Here is a 12,654-nt window from a genome sequence, read left to right as displayed (position 1 = left end):
TTGGCCAATTTCAGTATAAAGTTATCCACAGAGGTTTTAATGTTATACGCTAAGCAAAGAAAAAAGACAAGGCGTATGACATATATCATCACACCCTTGTCTCTTTATTGTTTTTAGCGCGCTCGAGAGGATTCGAACCCCCGACTCATGGTACCGGAAACCATTGCTCTATCCAACTGAGCTACGAGCGCATTTATTTATAAACACAAAGTCTATTATAACGTGTAATTTTTAGTTTAACAAGTCTTTTATTAATGAATCAAGTGTTTATAAATATTTAAATTAGGGTATGATTGTAATTGTATGTCAATGTTTTTTACATATAATTCATTAAAAACGAAGGGATAAAAAAATATCAACTATATCAGCTGTTATCGTTTGACCTTTTTTGACCTATTCGTTATTATAAAATGTATCCACTAATTTATAATGGACAATTTAGTTAAATTAAGGAGGAATTACAAATGACTTTAATACCTACAGTTATCGAACAAACAAATCGTGGGGAAAGAGCCTATGATATTTACTCACGTTTATTAAAAGACCGTATTATTATGTTAGGAAGTGCCATTGACGACAATGTTGCTAATACGATTGTTGCTCAACTACTATTCCTAGAAGCCGAGGATCCAAATAAAGATATTTCTTTATACATCAACTCTCCAGGTGGTTCAATTTCGGCTGGAATGGCCATCTATGATACGATGCAGTTTATCAAGTCTGATGTATCAACCATTTGTACGGGGATGGCAGCTTCAATGGGAGCTTTTCTACTTGCAGCTGGTGAAAAGGGTAAACGTTTCGCTTTGCCAAATAGTGAAGTTATGATTCACCAACCACTCGGTGGAACGCAAGGTCAAGCAACGGATATTGAAATCCATGCTAAGCGTATTTTAAAAATGCGTGAGACGATTAATAGAATTTTATCAGAGCGTACTGGTCAACCAATTGAAACGATTGATCGAGATACAGATCGTGATAACTTCATGTCCGCTCAAGCAGCTGCTGAGTACGGCCTCATTGATAAAGTGCTTGAACGTAAACCTGATGAAGATGAAAAGTAATATTGTAGAGTAACAAAACCCCTGTCATTTAAATAGACAGGGGTTTTGTTACTTTAATGCATTATCTTTACTTGGAATCACATAAAATCTATTTATTCTCTTTAGTAATAAAGGATTCTAGATGGTTAAGAGCTTCTTCTTCATCTGCTCCATCTGCAATAAGTGTGATTGTTTCTCCACTTGTTATAGCTAAGCTCATTAGTCCCATAATGCTCTTTGCATTAATCTTTTTGCCATCTTTATCTAGGTATATATCAGAAGTAAACCCATTTGCTTCTTGAACAAATTGTGCAGCTGGTCGTGCTTGAAGTCCTGTTTTCAATTCAACTTTAACTGACCTCTCAACCAAATCATTCATCCTCCTCAAATGTGAGCATTTTAATATCGCTTAAATTATCGTTATTATACCATGTGATTTGGAGAATTGAAATTGAAACTTATTTATTAATCTGAATTTTTCCATCTCGGATTTTATCCGCAAATTCATCTATTTTTTTTAACCGATGATTTATTCCAGATTTTGATATTTTACCACTCTCTACAAGCTCACCTAATTCTTTCAATGAAACGTCTTGATGTTCCTTACGCAACATGGCAACCTCTTGTAACCTTTCCGGCAACGCAGCAAGACCTACAGTGTTCTCAATAAGACGTATATTTTCAACTTGTCTAAACGCTGCTCCAATGGTTTTATTTAAATTTGCAGTCTCACAATTTACCAATCGATTGACTGAATTTCTCATATCTCTCACAATACGAACGTCTTCAAACTTAAATAAAGCATTATGAGCACCAATGATATTTAGTAGTTTGGTTATTTTTTCTGCTTCTTTAATATAAACAATATAGCCATTTCTTCTCTCATGTTTTCTAGCTTTTAAATCAAACTTATTCAATAAATCACATAATGCATCATTATGATCTTCATAGAAATTAAAGATTTCTAGATGATATGAAGAGGTTTCCGGATTATTAATGGATCCACCAGCTAAAAAAGCACCCCTTAAGTAACCTTTTTGACAACATTCTTTTTTAAGATACTTTTTGGAAATAGTTCTAACAAAATGAAGTGGTTCTTTTAAAATATCAAGCTCAGTTAATACTTGATGAGCATCTTCCTTTAAACGGACGATGTAAACATTATTCTTTTTTAATTTCATCTTTTTCCTGACAAGTAATTCAACAGACACCGAAAAAGTAGCTTTAATCAAAGTGTATATTCTACGAGCAATAGCTGCATTTTCACTTTGGACATCCAGAGTATATTTCTGTTTTTGTTGTGAAAAAGAAATGACTCCGTTCATCCTAATCAAAGCAGCAAGTTCAGCAGATGTACAACATTCATCTACTTCTATACCAGTTAACTCCTTTTTTATTTCGGAAGCAAAGGACATTTGTCTCCCCCCTCCTTTATCAAAACAACAGATTAAGCAAGTGAATAAAGTAATTTTGCAAGCTTTTCTGTATCGTGACGCAAAGTCTTTCGCTTATGATCAATAATATCGCCTTCAATTATTTCTAAGCCAAGCTCTAATAACTGATCCGTATCATAAATAACTGGCTCAGCATTCTCTTCTGCATACAATTCGCGAATACCTGGATTAATTGGTTCATTATGAACGATAATTGAATCAATTGTATTCTCACCAATATGGTCGATGATAGCTTTCACATGTTGGCTTGCCGTATAGCCTGTCGTCTCACCATACTGAGTCATTAAATTGCATACGTAAACTACTTTGGCTTTTGACTCACGGACAGCCTCACCAATTTTAGGTGTGATCAAACTAGGAAGAATGCTTGTGTATAAACTTCCCGGCGAAACCACAACTAACTCAGCGTCATAAATGGCCTCGACAGCATTTGGAAATGCATGAATGGGTTGTGGTTCTAAATAAACACGTTTAATAGGTTTATTAGCCTCGGGAATTTTGGATTCCCCTGAGACAATCTCACCGTCCATCATTTCCGCATGTAAAGAAAGGTTTTCGTTTGAAATAGGAAAAATCCGTCCCTTCACATTAAGAACCCTAGAGATTTCTTCCACTCCAGTATAAAAATCTCCCGTAATCGAAGTCATAGCAGCAAGTAATAAGTTGCCTAATGAATGGCCAGATAGACCGTTACCACTGTTAAAACGATGTTGAAATAACTCAATTAACATGGGCTCAACATTAGACATAGCAGCGATGACATTCCGAATATCACCAGGTGCGGGGATTTCCATCTCATTTCGCAATCTACCTGTACTCCCACCGTCATCAGCAACAGTAACAAGTGCAGTCAATTCAATAGGTAACTTTTTAAGACCTCGCAACAAGACAGGCATCCCTGTCCCGCCACCGATAACGACAATGCGCGTTTTTGTAGGTTGATTTGTCATTACTTTTTCCATATTAATGACTCTTTCTTTTATCGATATCACGATGACTAACATGTGTTATATAATGAGTCGATAATTGTTTCGCAAAGTATTCAGCAAGAGCAACAGAGCGATGCTGCCCCCCTGTACATCCAATAGCCACAACAAGTTGAGATTTACCTTCTTTTTTATACTGAGGCAACATGAATTCTAATAAGTCTAAGACCTTTTCATTAAATTTTTGCGTATCTGACCACTTGAATACATAAGTGGAAACATCTGGGTTCAAACCTGTCAGTGGTTGCAGGTGAGCCACATAATGTGGGTTCGGTAGGAAACGAACATCAAACACAAGATCTGCATCGATGGGAATTCCATATTTAAAACCAAAGGAAAGCATATTTACAGAGAAAATCTCTTGTTTCCCTTCTGTATATGCTCGTAATATTTTTTCCCGCAGCTCTTTTGGTTTAAGGTTAGTAGTATCGATGATGCGCTGTGATCTGCCCCTTAACTCATCCATAATTTTACGTTCTTGTTGAATCCCTTTTAGTGGTAAATCACCAACTGCGAGTGGATGAGAACGGCGTGTCTCTTTATAACGGCTTACGAGTTGTTCATCTTTAGCGTCTAAAAATAAAATATGTTCTTTGATCCAATCTTCACTACTTAATGTATCAAGAGATTCAAAAAGTGAATCAAAAAACTCACGCCCTCGCAAATCCATGACGAGAGCTACTTTATGAATATTATTTGTTGAATCCTTCATGAGCTCAAGAAATTTTGGTAATAATGTAGGGGGCAAATTATCCACACAATAATAACCAAGATCTTCAAAACTTTGAATGGCAACTGTTTTCCCCGCCCCTGACATGCCGGTTATAACGATTAAATTCGTTTCTTGTTCATTTTCTTTTTCAGCCATTTTACCATTCCTCCTACTTGCATTTTGTTATGCAATGTATATCACCTTTACCTACCTGGCGGGGGATCAAGTCGAAAGTCGATAAGTTCATAGTCTTTTGTATAGGAAAACGTTCCATACAGTAATCTTTTCGATGTTAGCACGTGTCTGAATATTCTTCGGTCACCTTCAGCCATTGGTAAGGAAGCTACTTTATTAAAAGGAATCCATTCTAGTTCTCCTTCTTCACAGTAATCTGTTAGCTTTCCTTCAAACGCTTCGCATTTAAATGTAAACATCATCCATTCTTGGACAACTTGCTCATTATCATAAATATTAAAAGTAAAAACCCCCGCTAATTCAGGTTGATTTAATTTTAATGCAGTTTCTTCATGATACTCTCTGACCACAGATTCTTTAACGGACTCACCAATTTCCATTTTACCCCCTGGAATAGCATACCATCCACGTCGAGGTTTTTTTATCATTAAGATATGTTCATTCTCCATTAATATGCAATTCGTTACACGTTGCATTATGTTCACCTCATTAATCACTAATTATAAACATCGCTATTTTTATTATGAGTCGAAATCCTGGTTGCCCAATGCAACAGGATAATAATAATCTCACTCTATTATACAATGAATAAATTTAAACCAACAAGGATTTGATTAGTTAATGATTTAATCATGATGCTTGATTACTGTATAAAGTACTTTTGAGAATGAATAAAGCGGGGACACTACCCGGATTAACCAGCGGGATACTTTCCAAGGATGATAACACAACTATACTACCTGGTTTCATCGGCTGCGCACTTTCCAAGGACGATCCGCAAGGCAGCAGAAAACAATTAAATCCAAAAAGAGCAAAAAAAGGCACAGGATATTTCACCTGTGCTAAATAAAACTAATCTATTAATAAAAAGGGGGTCAATTAGTTAACTACAGTGTACCCCATTTGTATTGCTACAGTGTTACAGGCAAATTAAAAGCTTATTACTTTCTTAAGGTTTTTAAGACTTTGCTTTTAATTTACTGTTTAATTCCTCTATATAAGCTTGCGCGGTTTCGGCTGCAATGCTTCCATCACCTGTAGCTGTGACAATTTGACGAAGTGTCTTTTCGCGGATATCCCCTGCTGCAAAAATACCAGGAATTTCAGTTTCCATGTTTGCGTTTGTTAGAATATAGCCATCCTCATCAGTAATACCTAATGATTTAAATGGTTCACTTAATGGTACCATACCGATATAGATAAACACACCATCAATCGGTTTTTCATATTCTTCACCAGTTTCTCTATTTTTAAAGAGTATACTGCTTACTTTTCCATCTGGACCATTAATCTTTTCAGCTTCTGTGTTCCAAATAAAGTCTATTTTTTTATTTTCGAATGCACGGTCTTGCAATATTTTTTGAGCACGTAATTCATCACGGCGATGAACGATTGTTACTTTGCTCGCAAATCTTGTAAGGTACATTCCTTCTTCAACAGCTGAATCTCCGCCACCGATTACAAATAGTTCTTTTTCTCTAAAGAAGGCTCCATCACATACTGCGCAGTATGATACACCGCGACCTGTCAATTCTTCTTCTCCTTCGATACCCAACTTTTTATACTGAGCACCAGTAGTAATAATGACTGCTTTTGTGTTATATTCCTTGTCACCCGCTACGACTGTTTTATAGTCGCCATGGTCAACAACATCTTTAATATCACCATAAGCATATTCGGCACCGAACTTTTTCGCATGTTCAAACATTTTATTAGATAGCTCAGGTCCTAAAATGTGGTCAAATCCCGGGTAGTTCTCAACATCTTCTGTGTTGGCAACCTGACCACCAGGTACACCTCGCTCAATCATAAGTGTGTCTAAATTCGCACGAGATGCATAAACAGCTGCTGTCATTCCGGCTGGACCCGCACCAGCAATAATAACATCATATAATCTCTCTTCGGACATAAGACTCGCCCCTTTTTCTATTGTGTATTTTAATAAATCTACTCATTTTGCTAACCATATTAAGGGTATAAAATTAACGTAGTACAGTCTAATAATCTGCTCAAGATTGCCAAGGCGCTGTTTCGGCTTTCAATTTAGGATGTATTTTACACCCCTCTTCCCATAACCATCTTGATTTTTGTGTTTTACCTACATAATATGCAGCAACACTGTACCAGCGATAATAAGAAGTATGCGTTGTGACCATTTCTTTGGTGAGTACCGTGAAGCGACGGTACGCTTCTTCATAATAATTCGCCTTAGCCAGGGTTATGGCCAATCTTAACTTTTGATGATCATGTATGGGATGTATATTAAGCAATACGCTGACGTAATAATCGTATGCTTGCTTATTTTGTTTTTCTATATAGAAATTTGCCAAGTTAAGATAGCTATATAAATCATTTGGTTCTTCCATTAAAAGATCTTGTTCCATATTGATAGCTTTTTCTTGTCTACCCAAATAAAATAAGCACTGAGCAATATCGTGCTTTGTCGCATGATGATCCGGAAATAGGGTCAACATTTCTTCTAATAAAGTCAGCGCTTGTTCCCATTGTAAATCTTCCATATGATGAAATACTGTTTCTTGATAAATGAGAAGGTCATCCTCAATGAAATCTTCATCATTCATTTCAAGTAATTCCAATAAGTCAAAAGCATCTTCTTTAAAATCTCCATCGGAATCTTTCTCCAAATACAGATGGGCATGCTTTTTAGCTTCATTCATAAGACCGAGATGAGCATAATTATTTGCCATTAGGTAATAACAATCGACATATTCATCATCTGAAGTTTGCAGTACAGTTGACAATAACTTATTTGCTTCATTGTAAAGACCTATTTCCGTATATATAACAGAAAGCTGGCATTGATATAATGGTTGGTTAGGATCTAAATCAACAGCTTTTTTCATCCATTTCAAAGCCAGCTCAAATTTTCTATTTGTAAATGCTTTGACACCTCTGACAAAGCAAAAATCACCATTAGGAATATAAGGGATTATCTTGGCTGTAACTTGATCTGTTCTGTTCTTTTTATATTGTTGCATAATTTCCCCCAAAGATTCATTTTGTTTTTAAAGTATACCATATATCCATCTGTATTTATATACCTCCCTTATATCCCAGTAGGCTATGTATCAGTAGGAATTATTGCTTCTGCTAGGGCTTTATCCAGTTCAGATACATATTTATTTTTCTGTTCAACGTTCCAATTTAAAACCTTGCCCATATATTCAATAACGTTCGCTTTATGTCGTTTCACCCATGCAATATTAAAAAACAAGGCGCCGGTTCGGCGAATAAAGAAATCAACTGGTTTATAAACAGATTCATATTCCATTCCATATATGAGTTCTGCAAAAACGAGCGCATCTATATTTTCATGCTCAGCTTCACCTTGGCGAGCTTGATATATTTCAAAAAGAATTTTGGCATTGGCACCATACGTATCAATAAATTTTCGTACAGTTTCTTGTGGAATTCCTAAAGATTCCCCCTGCTTTATTGCTTGTTTTTTAAAAGATAAAAATCCTTTTGAACCACCAACCTCTCCACCAGCTATAGGCAAATGCTTTGTTTCTGATGAAGAGTATAAAACACCCTCTTCTTTCTTTAACTGTTCAACAATTGTATTAACGGCAGTTTCAGCCATTTTTCGATAACCTGTTAACTTTCCACCAGCCATGGAGATAAGTCCGGAATCAGAAATAAAAATCTCATCTTTTCTAGAAATTTCATCTGGTGTTGCGCCTTCTTTCTCTGCAATCAAAGGTCTCAATCCAGCCCAGCTTGATTCCATATCGCCGACCTCTAGATGCACATCTGGAAACATATAATTAATAGCATGTATTAAATAATCGCGGTCTTCCTCTGTCATCGTTGGATTAGAAATATCACCTTTATAATCGGTGTCTGTCGTTCCTACGTAGGTTTTATTACCGCGAGGGATGGCAAAAATCATGCGACTATCGGGAGAGTCAAAATAAATCGCCTGTTTCAAAGGGAACTTTTCTTTGGAGAACACTAAATGAACTCCTTTCGTTAAATGTAATGTTTTTCCTAATTTGGAATGATCGATGGTACGTAAATCATCAACCCATGGTCCACCTGCATTAATGATTTTTTTTGCGTATAAACTGTAGGTTTGTTCGCTTACCAAATCTTTTACTTTTACTCCGCTAATCTCACCATGTTCATTATAAATAAAGTCTATGGCTTTCGTATAATTTATAGCGTCCACTCCATGTTCCACTGCTTTTTTCAATACTTCTATGGTTAAACGAGCATCATCTGTTTTATATTCAACATAATAGCCTGCCCCTTTTAATTCTTCACTTTTAACTAAAGGTTCCTTTTCCAATGCTTCGTCAGCGCTTAACATTTTACGTCTTTCGCTTTTTTTAACCCCTGCAAGAAAATCATACACACGCAAACCTATATTAGTCGTTAATGGACCAAATGTACCCCCTTTATGAAAAGGAAGCATCATCCATTCTGGCGTCGTGACATGAGGACCATTTTCATAAACAATCGCCCTTTCTTTACCTACTTCAGCTACTAATTTCACTTCAAATTGTTGTAAATACCGAAGACCTCCATGCACAAGCTTTGTGGAGCGACTCGACGTTCCCGCTGCGAAATCCTGCATCTCTATAAGTCCTACTTTTAAGCCTCTTGTTACGGCATCTAAAGATATGCCTGATCCCGTAATGCCTCCTCCGATCACTAAGACATCAAGTTTTTCTTCTTGCATGGATTGGACAATATCTTGTCGTTTAAAACTCGAAAAATAAGTCATGATATACACCTCTTTATAAAAATACTTAATATATATAGTACCCTTTTTATTAAGTTTCAAATATAAGAGGTTAAAATGGATTTAAAAAGAAAAAACCGCAATAGGTTTACCATCTTACGACAAGTATTGGCGGTTTTCTCATCTTTATTTATAGTTTTATTTTGCATCATACATTTCGTTTTCCGTACAAAAATCAGGTTATTTAGTTAATGTCGGTGTCCCTTTCGTCTCTCTCAGCCATTTCCTCTTCTGTGTATATAAGTTTCATAGGATTTCCACCTACAAATGCACCTGATGGGACGTCTTTATTAACTAAGGTTCCTGCTGATACGATAGCACCGTCCCCTATTGTTACTCCAGGTAAAATTGTTGTATTTGCTCCAATCAACACATCATCACCAATAATCACTTCACCAATCCGATATTCTTTAATTAAATATTCATGGGCTAAAATGGTCGTGTTATAACCAATGACACTATTATGTCCTATAATTATCTTCTCAGGAAACATAATATCCGGCATCACCATCAAAGCGAAAGCAGTATACTGGCCAACTTTCATGTCAAGAAATGTGCGGTACAACCAATTTTTCATGCCTAAAAAGGGTGTGTATCTTCCCAGCTGGATGACAATAAAGTTTTTTGCGACTTTCCAAAATGAGACAGTATTATATATTTGCCATAGTGAATTCGTTTGATTCACTTGATAGCGTTTCGTTTTCCTCAATTAATACACCTCTTGCCGACAAACTTTAACTTTTTTCTAAAACTAAATCAAGTAATTCTCTCATATCTTTTAACATATAGTTAGGCTTAAACTGTTGTAAAAAAGTTTCGCCACGCTGAGCCCAAGACACACCTGCAGTTAGAACACCCGCGTTGTGCCCTGCCTCAATATCATGTGAGTTGTCACCTATCATAAGAGTTGATTCAGGTTCACCCTGCAATTCTTTCATTGCTTTGATAACCGGTTCTGGATGTGGTTTGGCATTATTCACATCATCAAGAGTAATGATTGTTTGAAAATATGGTCTTAATCCAGTAATCGCAAGTCCCTTATCAACAGATTTTTCCATCTTTGTTGTGACGATGCCTAAATTAAATCCATGCTTTTCTAATTCCTGGACGGTTTCGACTACATGCGGGAAAGGTGTTACATAGTTATCATGATTGAGTAGATTATGTTCTCGATAAGTAGCTATCATTTCCTCCGCACGTACTTGATCAATCATCTTAAAAGTTTCTCTAAGGGGAGGTCCATTAAAAGTAATGATTTCCTCGTGTGTAAAATTTAACCCATAATAATCAAATGTATGCTTAAACGACTCAATAATTAAGTCATTCGTATTAATTAACGTTCCATCCAAATCAAAGAGTATTGTACGTATGTTTTGGTTCATGGTTCAATTCCTTTCTTCTATTATCAGTAGGTTGTTTCCAGAAAAACGCAACAGCTATCGTCAATATCACCGCTGTAACAAAGCGAATCAATAGTAATGGCCAGACAGGAATCCCTAAAGGTATGAAGATGACCGTATCTTCTACCACAGCATGGCAGGATACTAAGAAAATCAATGCTAAGGTCATATCTCGTTTTGATACACCATCTTCTTTAACCGCTTGAATCATCAAGCCTGCTCCATAAGCAAGACCAATTGTTAAACCAGCGACAAGAGTCATTGAGGCATTTTTATCCATCCCTAGCATTCTCGTTAAAGGTGCGAAGCCATTTGATAGTTTAGTCAACCAACCGAGTTCTCTTAAGAACTGTACGACAATCATTAATGGGATAACAATCAAGGCTAGTTGTATGATACCAATCAATGCTGTTTGCAGAGCGTGTATACCAATCTCTCCCCACCCATTTAAAACAACTTCACTAGAAGAAATCAAACCATATTGAGCTGCTTCAGAACCGCCTGACCAAAAGACATTGATAAGCACAGCAGCTATTAATGCTAGGCCGATTCGAATCCCTGAAATAATCCACCAACTAACACCCACTCTCGATGCTACCGCAGATTCAATAAATAAGTTATGTGAGAATGACAGCATCACCGCCATTATAAAGACTTCTTTTACAGTAAAGTCAAATGAAATTATCGCGGCAATTCCAGCATATAAATTCAACGCATTTCCTAATACTAAAGGAATAGCTGTTTCCCCCGATAGGCCAATCAATTTCATAAATGGGCTGATTTTGTCTATAACCCATGGCAAAACAGGTGTATACTGTAAAAATGTTACAATTAATGTGATTGGAAAGATAACTTTCCCTAAGGTCCAAACAGTTTTAAGACCTTGTTGCCAACCGCGATAAAGAATTGCTGACACTCTCTCTTCCTCCCTATTACATTACAAAACTTTATTTCTTCTTTTTACCTTTTACTTTTGAACCATCATAATGGACATTGACCACTTTACGACGATAAATCATAAGGATTACTGCTCCTATGACCAACAAAATAGATATCATCTGAGCCGTACGTATTTGTCCAACAATGTAAAGACTGTCTGTCCGCATTCCTTCAATGAAAAATCGACCAACAGAATAACTTATCACATATGTTAAGAAAACAACTCCACGTAATGGATTCTTTCTTCTTAATAATAGAAGTAAAATAAGCACAATGATATTCCATACCGATTCATAAAGGAAGGTTGGGTAATAAAGCGTTCCGTCGATACACATTTGATTCATGATAAAATCTGGTAAGTATTGATGAAAATTTTCATAAGCCGCTTGGGACATTGCTCCACCATGGGCTTCCTGGTTCATGAAGTTCCCCCATCTACCGATAGCCTGTCCTAATATTAAGCCTGGAGCAGCAATATCAGCCAACTGCCAGAAAGGAATTTTTCGAACCTTGGCAAAAACAATCGCTGTCAAAACGGCTCCGATTAAGGCACCGTGGATTGCGATACCGCCTTCCCAGATTGCAAAAACCTTCCACCATGGACCTCCTGCATATTGTTCCCATTCAAATATGACATAATATATTCGAGCAAAAAGAATCGATATTGGAATGGCAAAAACAACTAAATCAATCATGATATCTTTTTTTAGTCCAAGTCGATCAGATTCTCTTGTCACTAAATAAAGCCCTAGAAAAGCCCCAGTAGCAATAATCACACCATACCAATAGATAGACAAAGGACCAATCTCAAAAAATACGCGATTTAATGAAGGTGCACTACAACTCATTCAAAACACTCCTATCCTATTCCGTCTGTTCCATGTTCAATCATGCTTGTTAATCGTTCTGAAAATTCTTCGGCAGTATTCACACCCATGCGCTTTAATCTAAAGTTCATCGCAGCTACTTCTATAATAACTGCTAAATTTCGTCCTGGTCGCACAGGAATTGTAGCCTTTGGTATATCTACGTCCATAATTTTTAATGTTTCATCTTCTAAACCTAGTCGATCATACTGTTTTTTCTGATCCCATAATTCCAAGTTAATGATCATTGATATTTTCTTAAAGTTTCGGACCGCTCCAGCACCAAATAAC

13 protein-coding genes, 1 tRNA gene and 1 pseudogene are annotated in these 12,654 nt (G+C 36.5%); 1 reads left to right on the top strand and 14 read right to left on the bottom strand.

Going from position 1 to position 12,654, the window contains the following annotated elements:
* Nucleotides 1–117 precede the first annotated feature (117 nt).
* Nucleotides 118–191: transfer RNA gene (locus tag KQI49_RS15605), tRNA-Arg, on the bottom strand.
* 273 nt (nucleotides 192–464) lie between these two features.
* Here KQI49_RS15605 and clpP point away from each other — a divergent pair.
* The gene (gene clpP / locus KQI49_RS15600) at nucleotides 465–1,064 is read left to right on the top strand and encodes an ATP-dependent Clp endopeptidase proteolytic subunit ClpP (protein ID WP_216490445.1); all 600 of its coding nucleotides are present in this window, start codon (nucleotides 465–467) and stop codon (nucleotides 1,062–1,064) included.
* Nucleotides 1,065–1,152: 88 nt separating this feature from the next.
* On the opposite strand, the gene KQI49_RS15595 is transcribed toward clpP, so the two are convergent.
* The 13 genes and pseudogenes from KQI49_RS15595 to KQI49_RS15535 all read right to left on the bottom strand — a co-directional run.
* Entirely contained in the window at nucleotides 1,153–1,413 is a 261-nt protein-coding gene (locus KQI49_RS15595) for an HPr family phosphocarrier protein (protein WP_216490443.1), read from the bottom strand.
* 88 nt (nucleotides 1,414–1,501) lie between these two features.
* Complete coding sequence (gene whiA, locus KQI49_RS15590; protein ID WP_216490441.1) at nucleotides 1,502–2,458, bottom strand: DNA-binding protein WhiA; 957 nt, start codon at nucleotides 2,456–2,458, stop codon at nucleotides 1,502–1,504.
* A gap of 32 nt (nucleotides 2,459–2,490) precedes the next feature.
* On the bottom strand, nucleotides 2,491–3,459 hold the full coding sequence (locus KQI49_RS15585; RefSeq protein WP_253286871.1) for a gluconeogenesis factor YvcK family protein: 969 nt from the start codon (nucleotides 3,457–3,459) through the stop codon (nucleotides 2,491–2,493).
* A 1-nt stretch (nucleotide 3,460) separates the two neighbouring features.
* Complete coding sequence (gene rapZ, locus KQI49_RS15580; protein WP_216490433.1) at nucleotides 3,461–4,351, bottom strand: RNase adapter RapZ; 891 nt, start codon at nucleotides 4,349–4,351, stop codon at nucleotides 3,461–3,463.
* Nucleotides 4,352–4,398: 47 nt separating this feature from the next.
* Entirely contained in the window at nucleotides 4,399–4,866 is a 468-nt protein-coding gene (locus KQI49_RS15575; RefSeq protein ID WP_216490431.1) for an NUDIX hydrolase, read from the bottom strand.
* Between the two features lie 482 nt (nucleotides 4,867–5,348).
* The gene (gene trxB / locus KQI49_RS15570) at nucleotides 5,349–6,299 is read right to left on the bottom strand and encodes a thioredoxin-disulfide reductase (RefSeq protein ID WP_216490429.1); all 951 of its coding nucleotides are present in this window, start codon (nucleotides 6,297–6,299) and stop codon (nucleotides 5,349–5,351) included.
* Between the two features lie 100 nt (nucleotides 6,300–6,399).
* Nucleotides 6,400–7,389 (bottom strand): tetratricopeptide repeat protein, encoded by a 990-nt coding sequence (locus tag KQI49_RS15565; protein ID WP_216490428.1) that lies wholly within the window; start codon nucleotides 7,387–7,389, stop codon nucleotides 6,400–6,402.
* A gap of 83 nt (nucleotides 7,390–7,472) precedes the next feature.
* Nucleotides 7,473–9,140, bottom strand: coding sequence for a glycerol-3-phosphate dehydrogenase/oxidase (locus tag KQI49_RS15560; RefSeq protein WP_216490427.1), 1,668 nt, complete (start codon nucleotides 9,138–9,140; stop codon nucleotides 7,473–7,475).
* Between the two features lie 202 nt (nucleotides 9,141–9,342).
* The gene (locus tag KQI49_RS15555) at nucleotides 9,343–9,867 is read right to left on the bottom strand and encodes an acyltransferase (RefSeq protein WP_216490426.1); all 525 of its coding nucleotides are present in this window, start codon (nucleotides 9,865–9,867) and stop codon (nucleotides 9,343–9,345) included.
* Nucleotides 9,868–9,892: 25 nt separating this feature from the next.
* Nucleotides 9,893–10,540 (bottom strand): pyrophosphatase PpaX, encoded by a 648-nt coding sequence (ppaX, locus tag KQI49_RS15550; protein ID WP_216490425.1) that lies wholly within the window; start codon nucleotides 10,538–10,540, stop codon nucleotides 9,893–9,895.
* A complete protein-coding gene (locus KQI49_RS15545) occupies nucleotides 10,509–11,474 on the bottom strand; it encodes a nucleoside recognition domain-containing protein (RefSeq protein WP_216490424.1) in 966 nt (321 codons plus the stop codon). Before KQI49_RS15545 ends, ppaX begins: the two co-directional genes overlap by 32 nt.
* A gap of 31 nt (nucleotides 11,475–11,505) precedes the next feature.
* Nucleotides 11,506–12,345: a prolipoprotein diacylglyceryl transferase gene (gene lgt / locus KQI49_RS15540; RefSeq protein ID WP_216490423.1), complete on the bottom strand. Its 840-nt coding sequence runs from the start codon at nucleotides 12,343–12,345 to the stop codon at nucleotides 11,506–11,508.
* 11 nt (nucleotides 12,346–12,356) lie between these two features.
* Nucleotides 12,357–12,654, bottom strand: a pseudogene (locus KQI49_RS15535) (HPr(Ser) kinase/phosphatase); the annotation flags it as partial.

This window comes from Virgibacillus sp. MSJ-26, assembly GCF_018918075.1.
GTDB lineage: Bacteria > Bacillota > Bacilli > Bacillales > Amphibacillaceae > MSJ-26.
Note: the sequence above shows the minus strand (reverse complement) of the source record. Positions and strands in the feature narration are given on the sequence as shown.